Origin of the sequence: Pantoea sp. S61 (genome assembly GCF_016625145.1) — a bacterium.
GTDB classification, from domain to species: Bacteria; Pseudomonadota; Gammaproteobacteria; order Enterobacterales; family Enterobacteriaceae; genus Pantoea; species Pantoea rwandensis_B.
Map to the genome: position 1 here is coordinate 155,681 of NZ_JACVUO010000008.1, position 26,566 is coordinate 182,246.

23 protein-coding genes are annotated in these 26,566 nt (G+C 55.3%); 9 read left to right on the forward strand and 14 right to left on the reverse strand.

Annotated features, from left to right (window positions below):
• Window positions 1-26 precede the first annotated feature (26 nt).
• The 5 genes from hflD (at window position 27) to IAE30_RS16655 (ending at window position 5,619) form a co-directional block, all read left to right on the forward strand.
• A complete protein-coding gene (hflD, locus tag IAE30_RS16635; RefSeq protein WP_034822031.1) occupies window positions 27-668 on the forward strand; it encodes a high frequency lysogenization protein HflD in 642 nt (213 codons plus the stop codon).
• A gap of 44 nt (window positions 669-712) precedes the next feature.
• Window positions 713-2,083: an adenylosuccinate lyase gene (gene purB / locus IAE30_RS16640; protein WP_200680428.1), complete on the forward strand. Its 1,371-nt coding sequence runs from the start codon at window positions 713-715 to the stop codon at window positions 2,081-2,083.
• Between the two features lie 224 nt (window positions 2,084-2,307).
• Window positions 2,308-2,976 carry a two-component system response regulator PhoP gene (gene phoP / locus IAE30_RS16645; RefSeq protein WP_034822036.1) on the forward strand — a complete coding sequence of 223 codons (669 nt, stop codon included), beginning with the start codon at window positions 2,308-2,310 and terminating at the stop codon, window positions 2,974-2,976.
• 3 nt (window positions 2,977-2,979) lie between these two features.
• Window positions 2,980-4,440 (forward strand): two-component system sensor histidine kinase PhoQ, encoded by a 1,461-nt coding sequence (phoQ, locus tag IAE30_RS16650; RefSeq protein WP_200680429.1) that lies wholly within the window; start codon window positions 2,980-2,982, stop codon window positions 4,438-4,440.
• Between the two features lie 57 nt (window positions 4,441-4,497).
• Window positions 4,498-5,619, forward strand: coding sequence for a cupin domain-containing protein (locus IAE30_RS16655; RefSeq protein WP_038647550.1), 1,122 nt, complete (start codon window positions 4,498-4,500; stop codon window positions 5,617-5,619).
• Window positions 5,620-5,751: 132 nt separating this feature from the next.
• Here the strand turns inward: IAE30_RS16655 and pepT are convergent, their stop codons facing one another.
• From pepT to lolC, 5 genes are all read right to left on the reverse strand, one after another.
• A complete protein-coding gene (pepT, locus tag IAE30_RS16660) occupies window positions 5,752-6,978 on the reverse strand; it encodes a peptidase T (protein ID WP_045813882.1) in 1,227 nt (408 codons plus the stop codon).
• A 119-nt stretch (window positions 6,979-7,097) separates the two neighbouring features.
• A complete protein-coding gene (gene cobB / locus IAE30_RS16665; protein ID WP_200680430.1) occupies window positions 7,098-7,931 on the reverse strand; it encodes a Sir2 family NAD+-dependent deacetylase in 834 nt (277 codons plus the stop codon).
• Between the two features lie 149 nt (window positions 7,932-8,080).
• Entirely contained in the window at window positions 8,081-9,325 is a 1,245-nt protein-coding gene (lolE, locus tag IAE30_RS16670) for a lipoprotein-releasing ABC transporter permease subunit LolE (RefSeq protein WP_038647554.1), read from the reverse strand.
• Window positions 9,325-10,026 carry a lipoprotein-releasing ABC transporter ATP-binding protein LolD gene (lolD, locus tag IAE30_RS16675; RefSeq protein ID WP_034822051.1) on the reverse strand — a complete coding sequence of 234 codons (702 nt, stop codon included), beginning with the start codon at window positions 10,024-10,026 and terminating at the stop codon, window positions 9,325-9,327. The genes lolE and lolD overlap by 1 nt, the downstream gene beginning before the upstream one ends.
• A complete protein-coding gene (gene lolC / locus IAE30_RS16680) occupies window positions 10,019-11,218 on the reverse strand; it encodes a lipoprotein-releasing ABC transporter permease subunit LolC (RefSeq protein ID WP_200680431.1) in 1,200 nt (399 codons plus the stop codon). The genes lolD and lolC overlap by 8 nt, the downstream gene beginning before the upstream one ends.
• A gap of 375 nt (window positions 11,219-11,593) precedes the next feature.
• On the opposite strand from lolC, the gene IAE30_RS16685 reads away from it, so the two are divergent.
• Window positions 11,594-11,803, forward strand: a complete 210-nt coding sequence (locus IAE30_RS16685; protein WP_038647560.1) for a hypothetical protein — start codon at window positions 11,594-11,596, stop codon at window positions 11,801-11,803.
• A 140-nt stretch (window positions 11,804-11,943) separates the two neighbouring features.
• Complete coding sequence (mfd, locus tag IAE30_RS16690) at window positions 11,944-15,387, forward strand: transcription-repair coupling factor (protein ID WP_200680432.1); 3,444 nt, start codon at window positions 11,944-11,946, stop codon at window positions 15,385-15,387.
• A 165-nt stretch (window positions 15,388-15,552) separates the two neighbouring features.
• Here the strand turns inward: mfd and IAE30_RS16695 are convergent, their stop codons facing one another.
• The 8 genes from IAE30_RS16695 to hinT form a co-directional block, all read right to left on the reverse strand.
• A complete protein-coding gene (locus IAE30_RS16695; protein ID WP_038650180.1) occupies window positions 15,553-16,095 on the reverse strand; it encodes a glycine zipper 2TM domain-containing protein in 543 nt (180 codons plus the stop codon).
• 296 nt (window positions 16,096-16,391) lie between these two features.
• The gene (locus IAE30_RS16700; protein WP_156102801.1) at window positions 16,392-17,696 is read right to left on the reverse strand and encodes an NAD(P)/FAD-dependent oxidoreductase; all 1,305 of its coding nucleotides are present in this window, start codon (window positions 17,694-17,696) and stop codon (window positions 16,392-16,394) included.
• Window positions 17,697-17,908: 212 nt separating this feature from the next.
• Window positions 17,909-18,451 carry an alpha/beta hydrolase YcfP gene (gene ycfP / locus IAE30_RS16705; protein ID WP_038647566.1) on the reverse strand — a complete coding sequence of 181 codons (543 nt, stop codon included), beginning with the start codon at window positions 18,449-18,451 and terminating at the stop codon, window positions 17,909-17,911.
• Window positions 18,452-18,490: 39 nt separating this feature from the next.
• A complete protein-coding gene (nagZ, locus tag IAE30_RS16710; RefSeq protein WP_200680433.1) occupies window positions 18,491-19,534 on the reverse strand; it encodes a beta-N-acetylhexosaminidase in 1,044 nt (347 codons plus the stop codon).
• A 15-nt stretch (window positions 19,535-19,549) separates the two neighbouring features.
• On the reverse strand, window positions 19,550-20,392 hold the full coding sequence (gene thiK / locus IAE30_RS16715) for a thiamine kinase (RefSeq protein WP_370585617.1): 843 nt from the start codon (window positions 20,390-20,392) through the stop codon (window positions 19,550-19,552).
• A complete protein-coding gene (gene lpoB / locus IAE30_RS16720) occupies window positions 20,352-20,948 on the reverse strand; it encodes a penicillin-binding protein activator LpoB (protein ID WP_038647572.1) in 597 nt (198 codons plus the stop codon). The genes thiK and lpoB overlap by 41 nt, the downstream gene beginning before the upstream one ends.
• Window positions 20,949-20,958: 10 nt before the next feature.
• A complete protein-coding gene (locus IAE30_RS16725) occupies window positions 20,959-21,324 on the reverse strand; it encodes a YcfL family protein (RefSeq protein ID WP_200680458.1) in 366 nt (121 codons plus the stop codon).
• Between the two features lie 18 nt (window positions 21,325-21,342).
• A complete protein-coding gene (gene hinT / locus IAE30_RS16730) occupies window positions 21,343-21,693 on the reverse strand; it encodes a purine nucleoside phosphoramidase (RefSeq protein ID WP_038647576.1) in 351 nt (116 codons plus the stop codon).
• A 358-nt stretch (window positions 21,694-22,051) separates the two neighbouring features.
• Here hinT and IAE30_RS16735 point away from each other — a divergent pair, with 358 nt between their 5' ends.
• Together IAE30_RS16735 and IAE30_RS16740 are read left to right on the forward strand one after the other, a co-directional pair.
• A complete protein-coding gene (locus IAE30_RS16735) occupies window positions 22,052-23,656 on the forward strand; it encodes an MFS transporter (protein WP_200680434.1) in 1,605 nt (534 codons plus the stop codon).
• The gene (locus IAE30_RS16740) at window positions 23,653-24,792 is read left to right on the forward strand and encodes a glycoside hydrolase family 105 protein (protein ID WP_200680435.1); all 1,140 of its coding nucleotides are present in this window, start codon (window positions 23,653-23,655) and stop codon (window positions 24,790-24,792) included. Before IAE30_RS16735 ends, IAE30_RS16740 begins: the two co-directional genes overlap by 4 nt.
• A gap of 86 nt (window positions 24,793-24,878) precedes the next feature.
• On the opposite strand, the gene ptsG is transcribed toward IAE30_RS16740, so the two are convergent.
• A complete protein-coding gene (gene ptsG, locus IAE30_RS16745; protein ID WP_200680436.1) occupies window positions 24,879-26,312 on the reverse strand; it encodes a PTS glucose transporter subunit IIBC in 1,434 nt (477 codons plus the stop codon).
• Window positions 26,313-26,566 lie beyond the last annotated feature (254 nt).

Sequence of the window (26,566 nt, forward strand, 5' to 3'; positions counted from 1 at the left end):
TGCCGACGCGATGACAGGAGTTAAGCGTGGCCAAGAACTATTATGAGATAACGCTCGCGCTCGCGGGTATTTGTCAGTCCGCGCATCTGGTGCAGCAATTAGCGCATCAGGGCAGTTGCAACAATGCCGCATTAACCGTGTCGCTGCGCAGCCTGCTGGATCTGAACCCCGGCTCGACGCTGGCGGTCTTTGGCAATGATGAAGCGAATCTGCATCTCGGCCTGGAATCGCTGATGGCGGTGCTGAACAGCGGCAGCCGCCAGGGTGCAGGGGCCGAACTGACACGTTACACCCTGAGCATGATGGTGCTGGAACGCAAATTGCACGGCAACAGCGCGGCGCTAAACACCCTTTCTCAGCGTATTGCGCAGCTTGATCGCCAATTAGCCCATTACGAGCTGGAATCTGAAACCATCACCAGTGCCATGGCAGGGATTTATGTCGATGTCATTAGCCCACTGGGTCCGCGCATTCAGGTCACCGGTTCGCCGCAGGTATTACAGAATTCTCAGGTACAGAGTAAAGTGCGAGCCACCTTGCTGGCAGGTATTCGTGCTGCTGTGCTGTGGCAGCAGGTGGGCGGTGGCCGCCTGCAGCTGATGTTCTCGCGTCAGCGTTTGCTGCGTGAAGCCAAAACCATTTTATCCCGGTTGGGCCCGGCGTATTAAGCGCCGCCCTGCCCTAATTTGTTAACGATTCAGGAGTTGCACTGATGGAATTATCCTCTCTGACCGCCGTCTCACCTGTCGATGGCCGTTATGGCGATAAAGTCAGCCCGCTGCGCGCCATTTTCAGCGAATACGGTTTGCTGAAATTCCGCGTTGAGGTTGAAGTTCGCTGGTTACAGAAACTGGCTACGACCGCAGAGATCAAGGAAGTTCCTGCATTTGATACTGACGCAAACGCTTTCCTTGATGCCATTGTCGCCAATTTCAGCGAAGAAGACGCGGCGCGCATCAAAACCATCGAACGCACCACCAACCACGACGTCAAAGCGGTTGAGTACTTCCTGAAAGAGAAAGTGGCTGATGTCCCTGCGCTGCATGCGGTATCAGAGTTCATCCACTTCGCCTGTACTTCTGAAGATATCAACAACCTGTCGCACGCGCTGATGCTGGAAACCGCTCGCCGTGACGTCATCGTGCCTTTCTGGAACAAAATTATCGATGCGGTGAAAGGGCTGGCGCAGGAATATCGCGATATCCCGCTGCTGTCTCGTACGCATGGCCAACCCGCTACGCCCTCCACCATGGGTAAAGAGATGGCCAATGTCGCTTACCGCATGGAGCGTCAGCTGCGTCAGTTGAGCAAAATCGAGGTGCTGGGCAAAATCAACGGCGCGGTCGGCAACTACAATGCCCACATTGCTGCCTATCCGGAAGTCGACTGGCATCAGCTGAGCGAGCAGTTTGTCACCTCACTGGGCGTGACCTGGAACCCGTACACCACGCAGATCGAACCGCATGATTACATCGCAGAACTGTTTGATTGCATCGCGCGTTTCAACACCATCCTTATCGACTTTGACCGTGATATCTGGGGTTACGTTGCCCTGAATCACTTCAAGCAGAAAACCATCGCCGGCGAAATCGGCTCTTCCACCATGCCGCATAAAGTGAACCCGATTGACTTCGAAAACTCGGAAGGCAACCTCGGTCTGGCGAATGCGGTGATGCAGCACCTGGCGAGCAAACTGCCGGTTTCCCGCTGGCAGCGCGATCTCACCGACTCTACCGTACTGCGTAACCTCGGCGTCGGCGTGGGCTATGCGCTGATCGCTTATCAGGCGACGTTGAAAGGTATCTCTAAACTGGAAGTGAACCGCGATCGTCTGCTGGACGAACTGGATCACAACTGGGAAGTGCTGGCCGAGCCGATCCAGACCGTGATGCGCCGCTACGGTATCGAGAAGCCATACGAAAAGCTGAAAGAGCTGACGCGTGGCAAACGTGTGGATGCAGCCGGTATGCAGGCCTTCATCGACAGTCTCGAACTGCCGGAAGAAGAGAAAGTGCGTCTGAAACAGATGACACCGGCCAACTATCTCGGCCGCGCCATTCAGATGGTTGATGATTTAAAATAATCATTAAGGGTGTGCCTGCGGGCACACCCTACTCTTCCTATCAGGCAGTCGAGCGCCTGCAAATCGGCAAGTGCATCAATCCCTTGTTGCCTGCGTCCGGAATGAATACTCGCCGCGTTTTCCTGCTGTCGTTCAAACGATGACAGCCAAGTGTTGTTCTCTTGTTTAGCTCGCTTAACATATACTCTTGCCATCATCACTGAGTTTGAAGGTAAGGAAATTCTATGCGTGTTCTGGTTGTGGAAGATAATGCACTGCTGCGTCATCATCTCGCCGTGCAGTTACGTGAAATGGGTCATCAGGTGGATGCTGCCGAAGATGCCAAAGAAGCCGACTATTTCCTGCAGGAACACATTCCCGACATTGCGCTGGTCGATTTAGGCTTGCCTGATGAAGATGGCATGTCGTTGATTCGTCGCTGGCGCGGTGATGCTGTGCGTCAACCGATTCTGGTGTTGACGGCGCGTGAAGGCTGGCAGGCTAAAGTGGAAGCACTCGAAGCGGGTGCCGATGACTACGTCACCAAACCTTTCCATATCGAAGAAGTCGCTGCACGTTTGCAGGCGCTGATGCGTCGCAACAGTGGACACGCTTCACAGATCATTGCGATGCCGCCGTTCCAGGTTGATCTGTCACGTCGTGAAGTGACCGTCAATGATGCGCCGGTTAAACTCACCGCATTTGAGTACACCATTGTAGAAACCTTGATCCGCAACGCCGGAAAAGTGGTCAGCAAAGATTCGCTGATGCTGCAACTCTATCCCGATGCCGAACTGCGCGAGAGCCACACCATTGATGTTTTGATGGGTCGCCTGCGTAAAAAAATTCTTGCGCTCCATCCGACCGAAGTGATTAACACCGTGCGCGGCCAGGGCTATCGCTTTGATCTCTGATTTATGAATTGGCTGAATCGCTTACGTCCTTTCTCATTACGCGCCCGGTTTTTACTGGCGACCGCCGCTATTGTGCTGTTTTTGTCGCTCTCCTACGGCATGGTTGCCGTAGTCGGCTATGTGGTGAGTTTCGATAAAAACACTTATCGCGTGATGCGCGGCGAGAGCAACCTGTTCTTCACCCTGGCGCAGTGGCAAAACAATAAGCTGACCATTGCCCAGCCAGAGCGTATGACGCTCAATTTCCCGACGCTGGTGTTTATCTACGATGAACACGGCAAGTTGCTGTGGCAGCAGCGTGATGTGCCGGACATCCGCAAAAAAATTCAGCGTGAGTGGCTGCTCAAGCCCGATTTTTATGAAATCGACACCACAAATCGCACCAGTCTGGCCGCCATCGGCAACAACTCCGATGTCAAAGAGCGGTTGCATCAACTGGACAGCGACAACAACGACACCTTTACCCACTCGGTCGCCGTCAACCGTTACGATGCCACCACCAACTTACCGGCACTGACCATCGTAGTGGTGGATTCTATCCCCCAGGAACTGCAGCACTCGGATGTGGTGTGGTCATGGTTTAGCTATGTGCTGGCAGCGAACCTGCTGTTAGTGATTCCGCTGCTGTGGCTGGCCGCGCACTGGAGCCTGCGCCCTATTGGTGATTTAACCGCGCAGGTGCGGGAACTGGAAACGGGTCATCGCGAGAACCTGGACGACAATCCGCCGCAGGAGTTACGCAGCCTGGTGCGAAATCTCAACCTGCTGCTGACCAATGAGCGCCAGCGCTACACGCGTTATCGCACCACCCTGTCTGATTTAACGCACAGCCTGAAAACTCCGCTGGCGGTGTTGCAGAGTACCTTGCGCTCCCTGCGCAGCGGTAAGGAGCTCACCGTGGAGCAGGCTGAGCCGGTGATGCTGGAGCAGATCAGCCGTATTTCACAACAAATTGGCTACTACCTGCATCGTGCCAGTATGCAGGCCGATCATAATCCGCTGCAGCGCGATCTGCATTCGGTGTCGGCACTATTGGACAGCCTTTGCTCGGCGCTGAATAAGGTTTATCAGCGCAAAGGTGTCGAAATCACCCTGGATATTTCCCCCGAGTTGACCTTTATCGGTGACCAAAATGACTTTATGGAAGTGCTGGGCAACGTGCTGGATAACGCCTGCAAATACTGCCTGGAATTTATTGAGGTCAGCGCACGGCAAACCGACAAGGCACTGCATCTGTTTATTGATGATGACGGCCCCGGCATTCCTGAAAGCAAACGCGATCTGATCTTCGTGCGCGGTCAGCGTGCCGATACGTTACGTCCCGGCCAGGGCCTTGGCTTAGCCGTGGTCCGCGACATCCTCGAACAATACGCCGGTCAGGTGATCGCCAGCACCAGCCCGCTGGGCGGTGCCCGCATGGAAGTGATTTTCCAGCGTCAGGAAGTTGAACATCACCGCGAGTAGAAAGGCCTGCGGGCTGTTATACTTGCCTGCATTCATGGCCCTAACCGGAACACTCGTATGGACTATCAGCTCGATATTAACTGGCCCGACTTTATTCAGCGCTACTGGCAAAAACGTCCGGTGGTGCTCAAGCGTGGTTTTAAAAACTTCATTGATCCCATTTCTCCTGATGAGCTGGCGGGTCTGGCGATGGAAAACGAGGTGGACAGCCGCCTGGTGAGCCATAACAACGGCAAATGGCAGGTTAGCCATGGTCCGTTTGAAAGCTATGATCATCTCGGTGAAAGCAACTGGTCGCTGCTGGTGCAGGCGGTTAATCACTGGCATGAACCTTCTGCCGCGCTAATGCGCCCGTTCCGTTTCCTGCCTGACTGGCGCATCGACGATCTGATGATCTCTTTTGCCGTTCCGGGCGGCGGTGTAGGCCCACACTTCGACCAGTATGATGTGTTTATCATTCAGGGCACCGGCCGTCGTCGCTGGCGCGTGGGCGAAAAAGTGCCGATGAAACAGCACTGCCCGCATCCCGATCTGCTGCAGGTTGAGCCGTTTGATGCCATCATCGACGAAGAGATGGAGCCGGGCGACATTCTGTACATTCCGCCAGGATTCCCGCATGAGGGCTATTCGCTGGAAAATGCCATCAATTATTCGGTCGGTTTCCGTGCACCCAATGGCCGCGAGCTGATTAGCGGTTTCGCCGACTTTATGCTGGCACATGAGCTGGGCAGCTATCGTTTCAGCGATCCAGATGTGCCTTCGCGCGATTGTCCGTCACAGATTTTGCCCTCTGAAGTGGAAGGGATCCGTCAGGTGATGTTGGATGTGATCAACCAACCAGAACAGTTCAATCAGTGGTTTGGCGAGTTTATCTCGCAGTCACGTCACGAACTGGATATCGCCCCACCAGAGCCGCCGTATCAGCCTGATGAGATTTATGATGCGCTGCAGCAAGGCGATGCGTTGACGCGCCTTGGCGGCCTGCGCGTGTTGACGCTGGGCGACGCGGTATTTGTGAACGGGGAACGTGTGGCGTGCAGCCACCCAGAAGTGCTGGCGGCACTGGCACACAATCAGGTGTTAACGCTGGAAGATTTCGGCGATGCGCTGGACGATCCGTCACTGCTGGCACAGCTTGCGGCGCTGGTGAACAGCGGCTACTGGTTCTTCGGTGAGTAATCTGTTGCACTAAAATCGCGTCTCTTTATCACGGCGCGATTTGTCACACGTGTTTGCCGCGACAGAGACGCTGTCGACTGCGCCGCCACGTAAGATATTGATTAAAGGCCTGCTTAGCAGGCCTTTTTCATACTATTTCTTCTCTGCTGCCAGAGCAGACAAGCGTACAATCACATCTACCGCCTGCGACATCACATTTAATGACGCGAACTCGTGTTTACCGTGGTAGTTATAACCGCCGGTGAACAGGTTTGGACACGGCAAACCTTTCCACGATAGCGCAGAACCGTCGGTGCCACCGCGAATCGGCTTCACCACCGGCTCGATACCGCAATCACGAATGGCCTGCAGCGCCAGCTCAATAATCTGCGGATGTGGCTCAACTTTCTCACGCATATTGCGGTAGCTGTCGCTGATCTCTACTTTCACTGAGCATTCAGCCTGCAGCCCCTTCCCAACGCGCGCAGCAATCTCTTCCAGCAGCTGTTTACGCTGTTCATAACTGTCGGCGTCGAAATCACGAATCAGATACATTAACTCGGCATGCTCAACCGTGCCTTTGATGGTGTGCAGATGGAAAAAGCCTTCATAACCGTCGGTGAACTGAGGTTTTTCTTTGGCGGGTAGCTCAGCGTGGAAACGCATTGCCAGATCCAGTGCATTCACCATCACGTTTTTCGCACTGCCGGGGTGCACGTTATTGCCGGTGATTTTCACCATCGCGGTCGCGGCATTGAAGTTTTCAAATTCAAATTCGCCAAGATCGCTGCCATCAATGGTGTACGCCCAGTCCGCTGCAAAACCTTCAACATCGAAATGAGAGGTGCCGCGACCAATCTCTTCATCAGGGGTAAACGCCACACGAATCGCGCCGTGCGGAATATCCTCCTTCACCAGGCGTGCCATCGCCGTCATGATTTCAGCGATACCCGCTTTATCATCTGCGCCCAGCAAGGTTTTGCCATCGGTGGTGATCAGCGTATGGCCAATCAACTTGTGCAGGATCGGGAACATCACCGGCGAGAGGATTTCATCGCCGTTGCCCAGCGCAATGTCGCCGCCACGGTAGTTTTCGATAATCTGCGGATTGACGTTTTTAGCGGTGAAATCCGGCGACGTATCCATATGCGAGATAAAACCAATCACCGGGGTCGGCCAGTCAACGTTGGCGGGCAAAGTGCCCATCACGCAGCAGTGATCGCTCAGGGATACATCAACAAATCCCAGTGCAATCAGCTCTTCCTGTAACTGACGCGCCAGCGTCCACTGCCCTTCACTGCTGGGCACCTGACGCGCCTGCGGTTTTGACTGAGTTTCTACTGCCACATAACTGAGAAAACGCTCAAGTAATTGATCCATTTGTCATCCCTCTAAAGAACCTGCGTTATTATCATGGCGCGTGAGGCGCGCCATGTTGCGTCAAATCATTATCCTTCAGGTTAGCGTTCTCAGCGCAAAGTGCTTAACCAGATATCGTCTTACTTATACAGCCCGCGTAGAAAGGTATGCACAAAATCCGGTACCACTTCACTGGCTAAGCCGTACTGGCTTTCCGCGAACTCATTGCCAACCTGACTTGGCTCCAGATTGAGTTCAACGGTATGCGCACCCTGCAGTTTTGCTTCATGCACAAAACCGGCGGCGGGATAGACATGCCCGGAGGTGCCAATGGCGATAAACAGATTGGCTTTCTCGATCGCCTGATAAATCTCTTCCATGCCGAGCGGCATTTCGCCAAACCACACCACATGCGGACGGAGTCGGGCCGGGAACTGGCAGCAGGTGCAGCGATCGTCCGGCTTCACATCTTCCGTCCAATCCAGCACCTGTCCACTACTTTCACAGCGCACTTTTAGCAATTCACCGTGCATATGCAGTACGCGCTGACTGCCTGCCCGCTCATGCAGATTATCGATGTTCTGCGTCACCAACAGGAAGTTGTCGCCCAGCACCTGCTCCAGCTCGGCCAGCGCTTTGTGCGCGGCATTTGGCTGAATCTCCGGCTGTTGCAACTGACGGCGGCGCGCATTGTAGAATCCTTGCACCAGATCGGGATTACGATGAAATCCTTCTGGTGTGGCAACATCTTCAACCCGATACTCTTCCCATAATCCGTCGGCAGCGCGAAAGGTTTGAATGCCTGACTCGGCGGAGATGCCAGCGCCGGTCAGTACCACGACGCGCGGTTGCGGGTGCGCAGCCAGTTCAGCTTTGCGATCGCGTTCAAAGATGCGCTGGCGAAAGCGCTGATGCACTTTGCGGCGATTTTTCTTGTCGCGGGCGAGTCGTAGGCGGCGGCGCGGTATGCGCATAAAAGCTCCTTATGCTGCGGTGGTTGTCACCGCATGTCGGGTGTTTGGCTCAGGATAATGGTTCCCGATAATAGCGGCTGCGCATGACGGCTGCATGCCACAGACGCTGAAAATGTGCGCAGCCGCGAAGGCGGCTGCGTTTTTTATCATTACTGTCCACTCAGTACGCGAGCCGGATCGATTCGACTGGCTCGCCGCGCCGGATACCAGCTGGCAATCAGGCTGAGCAGGATAGCGGTCACCAGCACCGAAATCACATCAATCCAGTGCAGCTCCGATGGCAGGAAATCAATGAAGTAGATATCCCCCGCCAGCAATTGATGACCGGTAAGATGCTCCAGTCCACGGACGATCGGCGTCAGGTTGAGCGCCACCAGCACGCCCACCACCACACCGCTGATGCTGCCGAGCAATCCGGCCAGCAAGCCATACCAGATAAAAATAGCGCGGATCAGGCCATCTTTGGCCCCCAGCGTGCGCAGCACCGCAATATCACTGCTCTTGTCTTTCACCGCCATGACCAGCGTCGAGACGATATTAAAACAGGCCACGCCAATCACCAGCACCATCGCCAGATACATAATCGCGCGGATCATCTGGATATCGCGGTACATGTAACCGTAGGTGCCAATCCAGCTCTTAATATAGACATAGGAGTGCGTGGCTTCACCGGCATCGCGCACCAGTTTTTGCGCCTGGAAGGGATCGCTCATCTTCAGCGCAATGCCGCTGACGCTGTCACCCATATCAAGATATTTTTGCGCATCCGCCAGCGGCACCAGCGCCAGGCTGTGGTCGAGCATCCCGCTGAGTTGCAGAATGCCTGATACCTGCAGGCGAATACGCTTCGGTTGCAGCAGCTTATTTTCACCGTCATTGTTCGGGATCATGATGGTGATCCAATCGCCCTGCTTCACGTTAAGTGATTTCGCTATACCGCCACCGAGGATGATCTGCTGTTTATCCGCGCCAAACTGCTGCCACGCATCACCATCGACAAAACTCGGCAAGGCACTCAGCCGCGATTCCTGTTGCGGATCGACACCCTTCACCTGCAACGCCTGCATCTTCGCGCCACTCTCGATCAAGCCGGTAAAGTTAATGTAAGGCGCCGCTGCCGCGATACCCGGCACCTTTTCAATCGGTGCGATCATCGGCTGCCAGTTGCGGAAAGGCTGATTCACCGGTTCGATTTCACCGTGCGGGACCACGGCCAGAATGCGTTTGTTCAGTTCGCGTTCAAAACCGTTCATCGCACTCAGGCCAATAATCAACACGGCAACACCCAGGGCGATGCCGATGGTCGAGATGATGGAGATCAGTGAGACCATGCCACCGCGCCGCCGACCGCGACTAAAGCGCAGGCCAAGCAGCAGGGATAATGACGAACCCATCAGATAGCTCCCAGCGTCAGATGCTCGCTTAGCTGACCGTCGCGCATCTCCATCTGGCGATTCAGACGTTTAGCCAGATTCAGATCGTGCGTCACCACCAAAAATGCGGTGCCCTGCTGCTGATTCAGCTCGCCCAGCAGTTTGAAAATCGCATCGGCATTACGCGCGTCCAGGTTACCGGTCGGTTCATCCGCCATTACCAGGCGCGGACGGTTCACCAGCGCACGCGCAATTGCGACACGCTGACGCTCACCGCCTGACAGCTCAGATGGACGATGCGCAGCACGTTTTTCCAGTCCGACCGCCGCCAGCATTTCCAGCGCGCGCGAGGCGGCTTCTGCTTTTGCAGTTTTGCCAATCAGCAATGGCATCGCCACGTTCTCCAGCGCCGTGAAGTCTGGCAAGAGATGGTGGAACTGATAGATAAAGCCCAGCTCGCGGTTGCGCAGTTCGGCTTTCGCTGCAGAGGACATGGCATTCAGTGATTTGCCGTCAAACACCACGTCACCCGAAGTGGGCGCATCGAGGCCGCCGAGCAGATGCAGTAAGGTACTTTTACCCGAGCCGGAGCTACCAACGATGGCCGTCAGTTCGCCTGGCTGCAGGCTAAAAGCCACATTGCGCAGCACATCGGTCTGCACGCTGCCTTCCTGATAGCGTTTGCACAGGTCACGACACTGCAACAAAGGGGTATTACTCATAACGTAAAGCCTCAGCGGGTTGAACGGCGGCAGCGCGCCATGACGGATAAAGGGTTGAGAGCAGCGCGACGATCATGGAGACCAGCGCAATAGTGACCACCTGCCAGACATTAATATCGACCGGCAACGCCGCGCCATCCAGGAACAGGCCAATCACCGGCATCAAATTATTGAGCTGGCTGGCGAGCAGCACACCCAGCAGCGTACCGAGCAAGGTGCCGATAATGCCAGCACTGGCGCCCTGCACCATAAACACCGCGACGATCTGTCGGCGGGTTAAGCCCTGAGTTTGCAGAATCGCCACTTCACCCTGCTTTTCCATGATCAGCAGACCAAGTGAAGTAATGATGTTAAACGCCGCTACCGCGATGATCAGGCTCAGCAGCAGCCCCATCATGTTTTTTTCCATGCGCACCGCCTGGAACAGATCGCCTTTGCGCTCGCGCCAGTCTTTTAACGCCAGGCCATCCGGCAGATGCTGTTCACTGAAGGCATCCACATTCAGCGGTTTATCCAGCCACAAACGCCAGCCGGTGATGTTACCCAGCGGATAGCGCATCACGCGGGAGGCATCCTGCTGATTAACCAGAATCTGATAGGCATCGACTTCACTGTTAGCAGCATAAGTGCCTGCGACGGTGAAGATACGCTGGCTTGGCAAGCGACCTACCGGCGTGAACTGGCTCACCGTCGGCACCATCAGACGCAGCGGGTCGCCACGTTTCACACCCAACTGAGACGCCAGTTGTTCGCCGAGAATTACATTATATTGGCCCGGTTGTAGCACGCTTTGCTGAGTATTGACGAGGTAAGGCGTCAGCGGATCCTGCTCATCAGAATTGATGCCCAGCATCACGCCCACAGAAACGTTGCGCGCGCTTTGTAGCACCACATCCGCGGTCGTCAGCGGGGCAACACGCGTGACGCCCTGCAGACTGAGGCTCTCCGCCGTCACCTGTTGTGGATTGATGCTGCCTTTATCGCTGGTGACCAACGCTTGCGGCATCAGGCCGAGGATATTGCCCTCCAGCTCACGCTCGAAGCCGTTCATCACCGACAGCACGGTGACCAGCGCCAGCACGCCCAGCGTGATACCGATGGTAGAAAGCCAGGAGACGAAGCGACCGAAGCGGTCTGAGGCACGTCCACGCATGTAGCGCAAACCGATGAATAACGCGACTGGTTGATACATGAGATCCGTCTTGGCAGTTGCCTGAAAATAAGTAGTGGGATGATAAAGGAGCAGCCCTGTTTATGAAACCTCTAACCCTCTGAGTCTGTGGCAAAGTTGCATCCAAATACGTCGCAATCTGCGTCAATGCATAAAATTGCGACAAAATAATGATACTCATTGTGCGTTTATTAGGCATACCCTGCGGTAGAATCGCTCTTGCAGTTAAGAATTTATGTCCAACCGGCACCGCAGTCAGCCCAAAATAATTCGTGCTGTGGCAAGGCGGCAAGCCTGTGAATCCCCGTGAGCTTACTGAAGTCAGTGACGGGGGTTCGCAGACGCAGCCAATGCCGCCACAGCGCGAAGTATGCAGGGCGAAAAGGAGTACATCTCATGTTCAGATATCCCAAAGGCAGTATCGTGAAGCACAAATCGGGAGAAATCAGAGGCGAGATCGTCAACGTCTTTGAACAGGGAGATGCGGCAACCGGCTATTACGTGAAGTGGGACGACGGCAATCACAGCTATCATCTGGAAAAAGAGCTGTCCTGGGCCAATGTCGATCGCCCACGCATGCACTACACACAGCAATCCAGTAAGTGACTGGGGTTCGCAAACGCAGCCAACGTGGCCAACGCGCGAAATATAAAGGGCGATGAGAAATAGCACCGCGACAGATGATCCTCAGGGCGGATTATGGAATGATGACGCCCTGGAATCCAAGGAGAGAATGTCGAGTCCTTATGTCGGAACAGAGTCGTTATACCCTGCCTGCGAAAGCGGGCGATCATCGTCAGCTCGGCGAACTGATTGGCGCCGCGCAGGCGGTTGAGTGCGCCAGTATCACCGAACGCCACCCGGGTCCGGTGTTGATGATTACGCCAGATATGCAATCTGCCCTGCGTCTGCAGGAGGAGATTCGCCAGTTCACCGATCTGCCGGTCACCAATCTCGCCGACTGGGAAACGCTGCCTTACGACAGCTTCTCGCCGCATCAGGACATTATCTCCGCCCGTCTTTCCACCCTTTATCAACTGCCCAATCTGACGCGCGGCATGCTGATTATGCCGGTCAACACGCTGATGCAGCGCGTTTGTCCGCACAGCTTCCTGCACGGCCATGCGCTGGTGATGAAACAGGGGCAAAAACTCTCGCGCGATGCGCTGCGTGATCAGCTGGAGCAAGCTGGTTATCGCCATGTCGATCAGGTGATGGAACACGGCGAGTACGCCACGCGTGGTGCGCTGCTGGATCTGTTCCCAATGGGCAGCGATCAGCCCTATCGCATTGACTTCTTTGATGACGAAATTGACAGCCTGCGCCTGTTCGATGTGGACAGCCAACGCACGCTGGAAGCGGTTGATGCCATCAATCTGCTGCCTGCGCACGAGTTTCCTACTGATAAAGCAGCGATTGAGCTGTTCCGCAGCCGCTGGCGCGAGCTATTTGATGTGCGCCGCGAGCCGGAGCATGTCTATCAACAAGTGAGCAAAGGCACGCTGCCGGCCGGGATCGAATACTGGCAGCCGCTGTTCTTTGAGCAGGAGTTGCCCACCCTGTTCAGCTATCTGCCTGCTAACACGCTGGTACTCAACAGTGGCAATCTGCACGGCAGCGCCGATCGCTTCTGGCAGGATGCTAACGCGCGTTTCGAAAATCGTCGCATCGATCCTATGCGCCCGCTGCTGGAGCCTGCAACGTTGTGGCTGCGCCCGGACGCGTTGCTTGGCGAACTGAAAGCCTGGCCACGCATGCAGCTCAGCAGCGAAACGCTGCCAGAAAAAGCCGCCAATACCAATCTCGGCTATCAACCGCTGCCGGAACTGACGGTGCAGGCCCAGGCTAAAGCGCCACTCGATCTGCTGCGTCAGTTCATGGAGCAGTTTGATGGGCAGATTATTTTCTCGGTGGAAAGTGAAGGCCGCCGTGAAAGCCTGCAGGAGCTGCTGGCGCGCATCAAACTGCGCCCACAGCCGATTGAACGCTTTGAAGAAGCCGCCAAACAGCCGCACAGTTTAATGATTGGCGCCAGCGAACGCGGCTTTATTGATAGCGCGGGCCATCGTGCATTGATTTGTGAAAGCGACCTGCTGGGTGAGCGTGTCAGCCGTCGTCGCCAGGATAATCGCCGTACCATCAATCCCGATGTGTTGATTCGCAACCTCGCCGAGTTACACCCCGGCCAGCCGGTGGTGCATCTGGAACACGGTGTGGGCCGTTATATTGGCCTGACCACGCTGGAAGCTGGCGGCATTGTCGCGGAATATCTGATGCTCTCCTATGCGGGCGACGCCAAGCTGTACGTGCCCGTTTCATCACTGCACCTGATCAGCCGCTACGCGGGTGGCGCGGATGAGAATGCCCCGCTGCACAAGCTTGGCAGCGATGCCTGGTCACGTGCACGCCAGAAAGCGGCCGAGAAAGTGCGTGATGTAGCGGCCGAACTGCTGGATATCTACGCCCAACGCGCGGCCAAAACCGGCTTCGCCTTTAAGCACGATCGCGATCAGTATCAACTGTTCTGTGAAGGCTTCCCGTTTGAGACGACGCCGGACCAGGGTCAGGCCATTAATGCCGTGCTGAGCGACATGTGCCAGCCGCTGGCGATGGATCGTCTGGTGTGCGGTGACGTAGGCTTTGGTAAAACTGAAGTGGCGATGCGCGCCGCCTTCCTCGCGGTGGAAAATGCCAAACAAGTCGCCGTGCTGGTGCCCACCACCCTGCTGGCGCAGCAGCATTACGATAACTTCCGCGACCGTTTCGCCAACTGGCCGGTGCGCATTGAGATGCTGTCACGCTTCCGCAGCGCCAAAGAGCAGAGCCAGGTGCTGGAACAGGCGCGTGAAGGCAAAGTGGATATTTTGATCGGCACACACAAGTTGCTGTCAAACGACCTGAAATGGCACGATCTCGGCCTGTTGATTGTCGATGAAGAACATCGTTTTGGCGTGCGTCACAAAGAGCGTATTAAAGCAATGCGCGCGGACGTTGATATCCTGACTCTGACTGCCACGCCGATCCCACGTACGCTGAATATGGCGATGAGCGGCATGCGCGATCTGTCGATCATTGCGACACCGCCAGCCCGCCGCTTAGCGGTGAAAACCTTTGTGCGCGAGTACGACAGCCTGGTGGTGCGTGAAGCGCTGCTGCGTGAAATTTTGCGCGGCGGTCAGGTTTACTATCTCTACAACGATGTCGAGAACATCGAAAAAGCCGCACAACGCCTGGCGGAGCTGGTGCCTGAGGCCCGCATCGCCATCGGTCACGGCCAGATGCGCGAGCGCGAGCTGGAACGGGTGATGAATGATTTCCACCACCAGCGTTTTAACGTGCTGGTGTGTACCACCATCATCGAAACCGGTATTGATGTGCCGAGCGCTAACACCATCATCATTGAACGTGCTGACCACTTTGGCCTGGCGCAGCTGCATCAGCTGCGTGGCCGCGTCGGACGCTCACACCATCAGGCCTATGCCTGGCTGTTAACGCCGCATCCAAAAGCCATGACCACTGATGCGCAGAAGCGTCTGGAGGCGATTGCCTCGCTGGAGGACCTGGGCGCAGGCTTTGCGCTGGCGACGCACGACCTTGAAATTCGCGGTGCCGGTGAACTGCTGGGCGAAGATCAGAGCGGTCAGATGGAAACGATCGGTTTCACGCTGTATATGGAGCTGCTGGAAAACGCGGTCGATGCGCTGAAGGCCGGGCGCGAGCCGTCGCTGGAAGATCTCACCAGCAACCAGACCGAAATCGAACTGCGCATGCCTGCGCTGCTGCCGGATGACTTTATCCCGGATGTGAACACGCGTTTGTCACTCTATAAACGCGTTGCTTCAGCCAGTGACGAGCAGGAACTGGCTGAGCTGAAGGTTGAGATGATCGACCGTTTCGGCAAGTTGCCGGATGCGGCGCGCAACCTTCTGGATGTGGCGGCTTTACGTCTGGTGGCGCGAGAACTGGGCGTGCGTAAAATTGAAGCCAGTGAAAAAGGCGGGTTCTTCGAGTTCGCGCCGCAGAACCATGTCGATCCCGGTTGGTTAATTGGCCTGCTGCAAAAAGATCCTAAACAGTGGAAGTTGGATGGCCCAACTCGTCTGAGATTCACTCGTGATTTAGAAGAGCGCAAAGTGCGGATGGAGTGGGTGCAGGGCTTCATTGCCGAACTGGCGAAGAATCGGGTTTAGCGCCCTCAGCCGCATCTCGCCTGGCGAAGCAATACCTTGCGCTTCTGCAGGCAACATTGTGGCTATCGGGACGCGAGATACATCTCGCCGCTCCCGTTTACACCATAAAAAAAGCGCCTTACGGCGCTTTTTTCGTTACTGCTGCTGTGACGTGTCTTTGCCCAATCAGGCCTGATTCGAATTCAGGATCAGCTGACCATTACGGTCGAGCGGAATGCGGGTGCCAGGGTCATTTTCCATGCGGATTTTGCCCTGCTGGTCGCCTATTTTATAGGTCACATCATAACCCAGCATTTTTTCCTGTTTGTCGTAAACGGTTTTGCAACGCTGCTCGTTGGTGGTGTAGGTATCACGATCCTGCAGTGCCCCCTGCACCTGGTTACCACCGTAACCGCCCGCCAGCGCGCCCGCTACCGTTGCGACATCGCGCCCACGACCGCCACCAAACTGGTGACCGAGCACGCCGCCCGCCACTGCACCCAGTACTGAACCGGCGATGCGGTTCTCATCCTGTACCGGACGACGATGCGTTAACGTCACGTTGCGACACTCCTGTCGCGGTTGTTTAATGTTCTCTTTGATCGGCGTAGCCGAGAGAACTTGTGCATACTGCGGGCCGCGATCAAAGACATCCATGCTGGCGACTGCGGCAACCCCTAACGCTGCTGCCACGCCGATACCGATACCCGCTAACATTGATTTATTCACAGGAATGTCCTCCTGAATGTTGTTACCGCGCATTCCTGCCGCTACGAAATCCTGTGTAGCCGAGGCATAACCGGCGTGCGCGCCGCGCCGTGTTTGTTGATATAAGTTTTACAGATGGTCCGTAATTGCAACATCAGATTAATGGAGGAAACGCAACGGAAAGCCGTCAGGGCCAGTTTTTCGGAGAGTTCTGAGAGAAGCTGAAATACCGCCGTAACCTTAAACTGAATTGTCGTTTTTCAGCAGGTTACGGCAGGCGGAGCGGCATCTGGCGGCAGATAACCGCCCGGCAATCATTAGTGCAGCTTGAGGCGAGGACGCAGCACGCGGTTCAGGCTACCGACCAGCATCATCAGGCCGGTTTTGAAGTATCCGTGGAGCGCAATCTGGTGCATGCGATATAGAGAAATGTAGACGAAACGCGCAATGCGCCCTTCTACCATCATCGAGCCGCGCATCAGGTTGCCCATCAGGCTACCCACCGTGGTGAAGCGTGACAGTGACACCAGCGAACCGTGATCCTTATAGACGTAAGCTTTGAGCGGTTTGCCTTTGCGTTGCGCCAGAATATTTTCCAGCGCGCGTGACGCCATCTGGTGTGCAGACTGCGCGCGCGGTGGCACAAAACCGCCGCCCGGCAGTGCGCAGGAAGCGCAGTCGCCAATCGCGTAGATGTCATCATCCAGCGTGGTTTGCAGCGTGTCTTTCACCACCAGCTGATTGATGCGGTTGGTTTCCAGCCCACCAATCTCTTTCATAAAGTCTGGCGCCTTAATACCGGCAGCCCACACCATCAGGTCAGCATTGATAAATTCGCCGCCTTTGGTATTGAGCCCCTCTTCTGTCGCGCTGGTCACCATGGTTTGCGTCAGGACGCGTACGCCGAGCTTGGTCAGTTCCTGGTGTGCCGCAGCAGAAATGCGCGGTGGCAAGGCTGGCAGAATACGCTCACCGGCTTCCACCAGCGTCACGTTCAGTGCAGAGCTATCAAGGCCTTTGTAGCCATAGCTGTGCAGCTGCTTCACGGCATTGTAGAGTTCTGCTGACAGTTCAACGCCGGTGGCGCCGCCGCCGACAATCGCAATGTTAACTTTTTCCAGGCTACCTTCACTGGCGGAGAAGCGCAGGAACAGGTTAAGCATCTCGTTGTGGAAACGACGAGCCTGATGCGGGTTATCGAGGAAAATGCAGTGATCTTTCACACCCGGTGTGCCGAAGTCATTGGAAGTACTGCCCAGCGCCATCACCAGACGGTCATAAGCCATCTCGCGCTGCGGCACCAGCAATTCACCGTTAGCATCGCGGATTTCCGCCAGCTCAATGGTTTTGTTTTCGCGGTTGATTTGCGTCAGCGAACCCAGCTGGAACTGAAAACCGTGATTACGCGCGTGCGCCAGATAGCTCAGGGCATCGATCCCTTCGTCCATCGAACCGGTTGCCACTTCGTGCAGCAATGGTTTCCACAGATGGCTGTGGTTGCGATCGACGAGAATAATCTCGGCTTTCTTCTTCCGACCCAGCTTGTGACCGAGCTGCGTTGCCAGCTCTAAGCCGCCGGCACCACCGCCAATAATGACGATTTTTTCCATAGATGTAGTCAACAAAGACCCCCTCAAAGTTGTAAACCAATAGTTAATTAATGGTTACTAAAAACCTTAATAAACATAGGGTTGGCGACGTTAAATCGCGAGCTGAGGGCAGAATATCACGGCGCTAACGACATATCATAAGAAAATTGATGTACATCAATCTTTCAAGCGCATTATCAGAATGTTAAACGTTTTGTGCGCCGCATCACACGGCGCGCGGAGGCTCAGGCGAGGGATTTAAAGGCCTTAATGCGGTGTAAATGCGGCGAGATATTCTTGAATTTATGGCTGGCCTGTTCGTCCCACACGATTTCATAGAAAGGATGCAGTTGCGCGGCCGTGCGCTGATTATCCAGCGCCTCGTCATGACGGGACAAAATGGTCAGGCAGCGATCGCGATTCTTTTCGCGAAAATCACTGACGCACTTGGTGGCGATATCCAGATACTCTTCCGGACGATCAATCTTGCCTTCCATGTTCTCAAACGGAAACAGGTTGGGATTAAAGATCACCTGGCGCATACCGCAGAGAAAACCGATACGTTCGGCCCAGTAACCCCCAAGCCCCACCCCGCAAATCAAGGGATGCGCATCACCGCCCTGCTGCTGCAATTTATCGCACTCTTTCAACAGAAACTGCATGTCATGTTTGGGGTGTTGCGTGCTGTAACTGATGAGTCTGACGTCCGGGTCAATAAACTGCAGTTGCAGCACTTTTTCGTGGTTGCCCGGACTGTTGGAATCAAAACCGTGCAGATAGATGATCATGATTATCCTCAGCGTGGAATGAAATCCGGGCAGCGACGCTTATCTGCCCGACGCTTTATGCTCCAGCCAGCGCGCCTGCAATGCGCTCAGCTGATGATGATTCTGCTTCCAGCGTTCACTGGATTGCAGCGCTTCTCGGGTATAACGCCCCTGATGGTATAACTGCGTCACACGCTCCGCCTGGATCGGCGTCAAGTTATCCAGCACACTCACCGCTCCGGCGCGCTGATTGCACACCAGGATCATGTCGCAGCCGGCATTGAGCGATTGCTGCGCGCGCTCAGCATAACTGCCCATGACCGCAGCACCTTCCATCGACAGATCGTCGGAGAAAATGACACCGTTGAAGCCCAACTCTTTGCGCAACACCGTTTGCAGCCAGTAAGGCGAGCCGCTGGCAGGTAACGGATCCACCTCAGTATAGATAACGTGCGCGGGCATCACCGCATCCAGTAACTGCTCATCAATTAACTGTTTGAAGATGGCCATGTCATGCTGGCGCAGCGTGGCGGCATCGCGCGTATCACGCGGGGTCTCTTTGTGGGAATCAGCACTCACCGCACCGTGGCCGGGGAAATGCTTGCCGGTGGTTTTCATGCCCGCTTCGTGCATGCCGTTGATAAAACGGCGGGCAATTTGCAATGCAATCGGGGGATCTTCATGGAAGGAACGGTCGCCAATCGCCGCGCTGATGTGGCCAATATCCAGTACTGGGGCAAAGCTGATGTCGATATCCATCGCGATCATTTCCGCTGCCATCTGCCAGCCCGCCTGCTGGGCGACTTCACCTGCAGTGGCGATATCGTGCAGGGCGGCAAAAGATTGCATCGCGGGGAGTTTGGTAAAGCCTTCACGGAAGCGCTGCACACGCCCGCCTTCCTGATCCACGGCGACCACTAAACGATTACGCGAAGCGGCGCGAATCTGGCGCACCAGTTCTGCCAGCTGATCCACATCGTGGAAGTTGCGGGCAAACAGAATCAGTCCGCCCACCAGCGGATGTTGCAGAATCTCACGCTCTTCGGCGTCGAGTTCGTAGCTTTCAACATCCAGCATCAGCGGGCCGGGAGTATTCATGGTCATGGTTACAATCCTGAGTTAAAGATCCTGCCAGCTGGCCTGCGCCAGCTGTTGTAAATGAGGGTCACCGCTCTGTTCAGCGCGCAGCTGATACCAGCTGGCCATCAGCAGGTGCAGCCACGGCTGCCAGCGCCGCATATGTCGCTTAAGTTGCGCTTCGTCAATCTGGCTGCGTTGCGCGTAACCCGCAATCCAGTCGATTGGGTGTTCTCCATCGACCGCGCAGAGCGCCGCGAGTTCCAATGCCACATCACCATCGGCAGCATATTCCCAATCGATGAGACGTAAGCCGTCTGGTGTGGCAATCACATTGCCGGCGTGAACATCCATATGAATCGGCACGAGGCGTAACGGCCGGGGTTCACCCTGCCTGATCAGGCGCTGGAGTTGATGTTGCCAGCGCCAGTGGCGTTGCTGGCACAGCTGCCAGTAGTGTTGCAACAGCGGTGTCAGTCGCAAGCGATAGCCTGTCAGCGGCTGCTGATGCAGGCGATGCAGCAAGGCAAGCACCGCATCACGCTGTTGATTGAACTGCGCAGGGGTCAGCACCTCGCCGGGCAACCAGCTCTGTAATAACCAGGGATGATGCCAATCCAGTGGCGACGGCCCGAGGTGCGCAGCACGCATTTGACGCAAGATGCGATATTCGCGCTGACGATCAACAAACGGGAGCGGTTGCTGCGGCGCACGACGCGCCAGCAGCTCACCCTGCTCGGTTTTCACCCGAACACTGTTGCCACTCAATCCCGACAGCGCGAAAAAATGACCGGCAGCTTGCGCCGTCGGCCATTGTTGCTGAATCCGTTGTTGCAGTAAGGGATCAGGGTTGAGCAATACCATTGCCTGACCAGATAATTTCACCGGTCTGCACCAGCATCAGCTGCATCTGCAGCGTTGGCGCTTTCACATCGCCCTGTGCGCTGCTGTAAAGCACATACTGCGCGTTGACATTGCGTGCCAGGCCAATCGCTTTGCTGCGCGAATTGAGGCTGTCATCGGCTGATAAGCCCAGCGTCTGTTTTGCCTGTGCCAGCTGTTCTGGCGTCACCAGCGTGAATTTGCCGTTGTTTGCCAGCGCATTCTGGATGGCATCGGTGGCTTTATCGCTCTGCAACGCGCCGTTGGTGCTGTTCTTGATGCGGTCCACCAGCAGCACACTGCCAGGATTCACACCCGCAGACTGCACCATATTCCCCACTAATGGCTGCACGCTGGCATTCCAGTTAATGGTTTTCAGCTTCGGTGGCTGCGGCACATTTTCCGGTGGCGGCACCGGCTGCACAGGTGGCTGCTCCGGTTGGGTTGGCGTCGTCGGCTGGGTCGGTTCAACCGGCGCCGGAGTTTGCTGTTTCACCACACAACCGGTGAGCATCAACGCAAATAACAGCGCGCTGGAACGTTTTACACTGCGAATCACAGGTTACTCCTCAGAGATAAAGATAGAGACGCACCTTACTGGCGGTCAGGTTACCGATTTGCGAGACAACTTCAGTGCTGCCATGCGCCGGGACAACTTGGGTCTGCGCCGGCTCTTCCGGGGTAATCTCCAGTCCCTTCTCGTCATACCAATAGAAACGGTAATGTACGGTCACTGGCGTTTCCCGCTGATTAAAGAGGACGCTCGAGGCTCGCATTTGCCCATCACGGCTGGCCAGCGTGGGTTCATCGGTGATGATGCCCGCAGAAAGCACGGAAGACTCCATCACCAGCGATTGCGACGTGTTGATCATCGGTTTGTCACTGCTGCACCCGGCAAGGGACAGCAGCAGCAGGCCACTCAGCCATTGACGCATCACAAGGTCCGCCTGAGGTTAGATAGACAGCATCGGACCCAGCGGCTGACCGCCGACCAGGTGCATATGAATATGATAAACCTCCTGACCACCATGACGGTTACAGTTCATGATCAGGCGATAGCCATCTTCGGCAATCCCTTCTTCTTTCGCAATTTTCGCCGCCACGGTAATCATACGGCCCAGCGCATGCTCGTGTGCTTCCTGCACGTCATTGGCGGTGGGGATCAATACATTAGGGATAATCAGAATGTGCGTTGGCGCTTTAGGCGCGATATCGCGGAAGGCGGTGACCAGTTCATCCTGATAAACCACGTCGGCGGGAATTTCGCGACGAATGATTTTACTGAAAATGGTTTCTTCAGCCATGGTGCATTTCCTTAAGCCTGAGTTCAGTCAGGCAGTATGCGCGAGGAATTCGTTTGCTTTCAACCTCAGTACCACTTTTCTTCTGTTAAATGGCTGCCTTTACGCCATTTCATCCCCCAGGCAGCATTGCTGTGCTCTCCCTCTCAAATTTATGCCATCGCCGATCACTAAAATGAAACACTGTTTTATAAATTAGAGATATCACGCCAGTTTCTTTGTGTTTTTGCCACTCAACCGTCAACCCTTGCCAAATCGCGAAGGTTTGCCGCTGTACCGCGCTCTACTTTCTATCCAATCCGGGCAAGCAGTACGGAGTAATGAGGGATGTGTCATCCGTCGATTTCAAGGAGAATCTGCCATGCAGTCTCGTAAAATTAGTCTGGGCCACTATCTGGCTTACGGTTCCGGGGATTTCCTCGGCGCCGGCACCACGGCGCTCACCGCTGCCTGGTTACTCTATTTCTACACCACCTTCTGCGGGCTTTCGCCGATTGAAGCCACCTTTATTTTTGCTGCTGCCCGCGTGATGGATGCGGTCGTCAGCCCGCTGATGGGCTTTCTCACCGATAACTTCGGGTCCACCTGGCTTGGCAAGCGCTTTGGCCGCCGCAAGTTCTTTATCCTGCTCGGTATTCCGTGTGTTTTCAGCTATAGCCTGATGTGGATAGGCGACATGAGTTTCTGGTGGTATCTGCTGACTTATCTGCTGTTCGATATGGTCTACACCATGATTCTGGTGCCCTACGAAACGCTGGTGCCGGAGATGACCGATGACTTTAAACAAAAGAGCCGCTTCTCCGGCGCGCGTATCGCGTTGGCGCAGCTCTCCTCCATTCTGGCGGCCTTCCTGCCCGGCATTTTGATTGGCTGGTTTGGCAAAGAGAATCCCATCTCCTTCTTTTATGCCAGCCTGGTGTTCTCGGTGATCTGTGCGCTGGTGCTAACCCTGGTGTGGCGCTTCACCTGGGAACGCGCACCGGAGGATTTTTCCGCCGAGTCACGTCGAGCCGAAGAAGAAAAGACGCAACTCTCGCTGTTCCAAAGCCTGAAACGGCTGTATATCGAGCTCGCCTCCACGCTGCGCATCCGTATCTTTCGTCAGCATCTTGGCATGTATTTGGGCGGTTACATCGCTCAGGACGTCTTTAACGCGGTATTTACCTGGTACGTGGTGTTGGTACTGATGCAGAGCGCGCAAATCGCTTCCAGCCTGATGGGCACGATGGCGGTGCTGCAATTTATCGCGGTGATGGCAATGATCCCGCTGTGTATACGCCTCGGACCGGCCCCAGCCTATCGTCTGGTGGTGGTGCTGTTTGGCCTCAGCGCCCTCTCCTACGCCGGGCTGTGGTACAGCGGAATGAACGATAACTTCGCGCTGTTAGTGCTGATCTCGGCCTTCGCCGGTTTAGGACGTGGTGGCATTAACTATGTCCCGTGGAATACCTACACCTATATCGCCGATGTCGATGAAGTGATCACCGGACAGCGGCGCGAAGGTATTTTCGCCGGGATCATGACGTTGACACGCAAAGCCTCGCAGGCCGGTGCCGTGATGATCGTTGGCATCCTGCTGCAACTGGCCGGTTTTACCTCCGGTAAAGCTGAGCAGGTTCCTGCGGTGAGCCACAGCATTCTGCTGATCCTCAGCATCGGCACCGTTGGCGTCCTGACCTGCGGTTTCATTGTGTCGCTGCGCTTCAAACTTAATCTGCATACCCACACCGTGCTGCGCGAAGAGACGCTGAAGATGCGTGAAGCCGGACGCGTTGTCCCGGAACGAATTACGCCGCAGGCACGTGCCATCGTCGAAACGCTAGCCGGGATGCCCTATGAAAATCTGTGGGGCAATAACAATGTCGGTTACCTCAACCGCAATAAGCCCCCGGCGCCCGCGCTATCCACACAACGCGGCAGCTTACCTCCTCTCCCTACCCTGATTAACGATAGGAATGAACCATGACTGTATTTCCTGTTAAACACAGCGCTCTGTTACGCCAGCCTGAATACCTGTTGCCACGCAGTGAGTTAGTGCAACTGATCCACAAACTCACCGACAACCTGGTCAATATCACCGATCATAGCGGCGAGTTTTTGCTGCGGCTGGATGATGGCCGCGTCATTGACACTAAAGGTTGGGCTGGCTGGGAATGGACGCACGGCATCGGGCTGTATGGCATGCTGCATTACACCCAGCAGACCGGCGATCAGGCGACACTCAAGATCATCGATGACTGGTTTAGCGCGCGCTTAGCAGAGGGCACGCCCACCAAAAACGTTAACACCGTGTGCCCGTTCCTGACGCTGGCTTATCGCTATGAAGAGACGGGTAACGCAGCATGGCGCCCGGTGCTGGAACGCTGGGCTGAGTGGGTGATGTATGAAATGCCGCGTACTGAGCAAGGCGGTCTGCAGCACATCGTTTACAACAACGAAAATACCCAGCAGCTGTGGGACGACACTTTGATGATGAGCGTGATGGCGCTGGCGAAGATCGGCCAGTTACTCGATCGTCCGGAGTTTGTCGAAGAAGCCAGCTATCAATTCCTGATCCACACCCAATACCTGATGGATCGCCAAACCGGTTTGTGGTTCCACGGCTGGACCTTCAATGGCCGACACAACTTTGCCAATGCCCGTTGGGCACGCGGTAATAGCTGGCTGACCATCGTCATCCCGGATTTCCTAGAGATGATGAACTGGCCGGAACAGCATGCCACGCGTCGCTTCCTGCAGCAGGTATTGTCCAGTCAGGTAAAGGCATTAGCCGATTGCCAGCACAGCAGCGGTCTCTGGCATACCTTGCTTGACGATCCACAAAGCTATCCGGAAGCGTCTGCCACCGCAGGATTCGCTTATGGGATTCTCAAAGCGGTGCGTAAACGATATTTATCTGATGAATATCGCCCGATGGCGGAAAAAGCCCTGCGTGGCGTGATCGCCAATATTGATGAAGACGGAGAGTTAAAACAGGTCTCATTTGGCACCGCGATGGGCAGCGATTTGGACTACTACCGCCAGGTGCCGCTGACGTCAATGCCCTATGGCCAGGCGATGGCGCTGCTGTGTCTGACGGAGTATTTGCGGGTTTATCTGTAATCGTACCAATGGTGAGGTGCGAGGAAGCGGCGGCAGAAGAGTAAAGTGTCCCGCGACAGAGATGTCGCGGGACGAGCCTCTAGCCCTTACATATTACGAATATAATCATCCATCTCAGTTTTCAGGTTATCGGACTTGGTGCCGAAGATCGCCTGAACACCGGAACCGGCCACCACCACGCCACGCGCGCCGAGGTTTTTCAGTTCATTTTGATTCACTTTCGCCACATCCGCGACGCTCACACGCAAACGCGTAATACAGGCGTCGAGATTGGTGATGTTCTCTTTACCACCAAATGCAGTAACCAGTTTGCCTGCCATCTCGCTACCGGTGGCGCTGCTCTGTTCGATTGCGGTGTCCTCACGTCCAGGTGTTTTCAGATTCAATTTCACAATCAGTACACGGAAAACGGTGTAATAAATCAGGCCGTAAATGATACCGATAATCGGGAACAACCAGATCTTGCTGCTGTTACCGCTCAGCACCACAAAGTCAATCAGACCGTGTGAGAAGCTGGTGCCATCACGCATGCCCAGCAGAATACAGATTGGGAATGCCAGGCCCGCCAGAATTGCATGGATGACATACAGAATCGGCGCCACGAACATGAACGAAAATTCGATCGGTTCGGTGATACCGGTCAGGAACGAGGTCAGCGCGGCGGAGATCATAATACCGCCCACTTTGGCGCGGTTTTCCGGCTTAGCCGAGTGCCAGATAGCAATCGCAGCCGCAGGCAGACCGTACATTTTGAACAGGAAGCCGCCAGAGAGTTTACCTGCGGTTGGATCGCCCGCCATATAGCGTGGGATATCACCGTGGAACACCTGACCTGCGGCGTTGGTGAACTCACCAATCTGCATCTGGAAAGGCACGTTCCAGATATGGTGCAGACCAAACGGCACCAGCGAACGCTCAACCACACCGTAAATGCCGAACGCCACCACCGGGTTCTGATAAGCCGCCCATTGTGAGAAATCCTGAATCGCGGTGCCAATCGGTGGCCAGATAAAGGACAACACAATACCCGTGAAAATCGCGGTCAGACCGGAAATGATCGGTACAAAACGCTTACCGGCGAAGAAGCCAAGATATTCAGGCAGCTTGATGCGATAGAAACGGTTAAACATATACGCGGCGATCGAACCGGCAATGATCCCGCCCAGCACCCCGGTATCGGCAAGGTGTTTGGCTTCAATTTCCGCTGGCGGCAAGTGCAACACCAGTGGTGCAACCACCGCCATGGTTTTCACCATGATGCCGTAAGCAACCACGGAAGCCAGTGCCGATACGCCATCGTTATTGGTAAAACCGAGCGCCACGCCAATCGCAAAGATCAGCGGCATGTTGGCGAACACGGAACCGCCTGCCTCCGCCATCACATGTGAAACCACAGCAGGCAACCAGCTGAAGTTAGCCGAACCAACACCTAATAAAATACCGGCAATCGGCAAAACCGATACCGGCAACATTAGCGATTTACCTACTTTTTGCAGGTTCGCAAATGCGTTCTTGAACATAGAAGCTCCTGAGTATGAGTGCATATTTGCGCAGTGCGCTGGCAAAGGGGGAGGATCCTTCACCGGGGTGACGCTGAGCGTCTTTTGATTTATTACGAAGGGTAAAATAAATCGATATTTGTTACTTTGACGGCTATCACGTTTCGCTCAAGACGAACGCTTGCTTTCTGTTGTTTTTGACTGAATTGCCTGGAGAAACAGCAATAAATCACTGCCCGTGCCGCGTTATATGCCGCACAGGTCAGTGATTATGG

Coding starts and splice junctions, on each gene's coding strand:
- hinT (WP_038647576.1), bottom strand. CDS start 21,693: ATGGCTGAAGAAACCATTTTCAGTAAAATCATTCGTCGCGAAATTCCC.
- phoP (WP_034822036.1), top strand. CDS start 2,308: ATGCGTGTTCTGGTTGTGGAAGATAATGCACTGCTGCGTCATCATCTC.
- IAE30_RS16655 (WP_038647550.1), top strand. CDS start 4,498: ATGGACTATCAGCTCGATATTAACTGGCCCGACTTTATTCAGCGCTAC.
- purB (WP_200680428.1), top strand. CDS start 713: ATGGAATTATCCTCTCTGACCGCCGTCTCACCTGTCGATGGCCGTTAT.
- pepT (WP_045813882.1), bottom strand. CDS start 6,978: ATGGATCAATTACTTGAGCGTTTTCTCAGTTATGTGGCAGTAGAAACT.
- IAE30_RS16740 (WP_200680435.1), top strand. CDS start 23,653: ATGACTGTATTTCCTGTTAAACACAGCGCTCTGTTACGCCAGCCTGAA.
- lolD (WP_034822051.1), bottom strand. CDS start 10,026: ATGAGTAATACCCCTTTGTTGCAGTGTCGTGACCTGTGCAAACGCTAT.
- mfd (WP_200680432.1), top strand. CDS start 11,944: ATGTCGGAACAGAGTCGTTATACCCTGCCTGCGAAAGCGGGCGATCAT.
- ycfP (WP_038647566.1), bottom strand. CDS start 18,451: ATGATCATCTATCTGCACGGTTTTGATTCCAACAGTCCGGGCAACCAC.
- nagZ (WP_200680433.1), bottom strand. CDS start 19,534: ATGACCATGAATACTCCCGGCCCGCTGATGCTGGATGTTGAAAGCTAC.
- IAE30_RS16725 (WP_200680458.1), bottom strand. CDS start 21,324: ATGCGTCAATGGCTGAGTGGCCTGCTGCTGCTGTCCCTTGCCGGGTGC.
- IAE30_RS16735 (WP_200680434.1), top strand. CDS start 22,052: ATGCAGTCTCGTAAAATTAGTCTGGGCCACTATCTGGCTTACGGTTCC.
- ptsG (WP_200680436.1), bottom strand. CDS start 26,312: ATGTTCAAGAACGCATTTGCGAACCTGCAAAAAGTAGGTAAATCGCTA.
- cobB (WP_200680430.1), bottom strand. CDS start 7,931: ATGCGCATACCGCGCCGCCGCCTACGACTCGCCCGCGACAAGAAAAAT.
- IAE30_RS16685 (WP_038647560.1), top strand. CDS start 11,594: ATGTTCAGATATCCCAAAGGCAGTATCGTGAAGCACAAATCGGGAGAA.
- phoQ (WP_200680429.1), top strand. CDS start 2,980: ATGAATTGGCTGAATCGCTTACGTCCTTTCTCATTACGCGCCCGGTTT.
- lolE (WP_038647554.1), bottom strand. CDS start 9,325: ATGGGTTCGTCATTATCCCTGCTGCTTGGCCTGCGCTTTAGTCGCGGT.
- lolC (WP_200680431.1), bottom strand. CDS start 11,218: ATGTATCAACCAGTCGCGTTATTCATCGGTTTGCGCTACATGCGTGGA.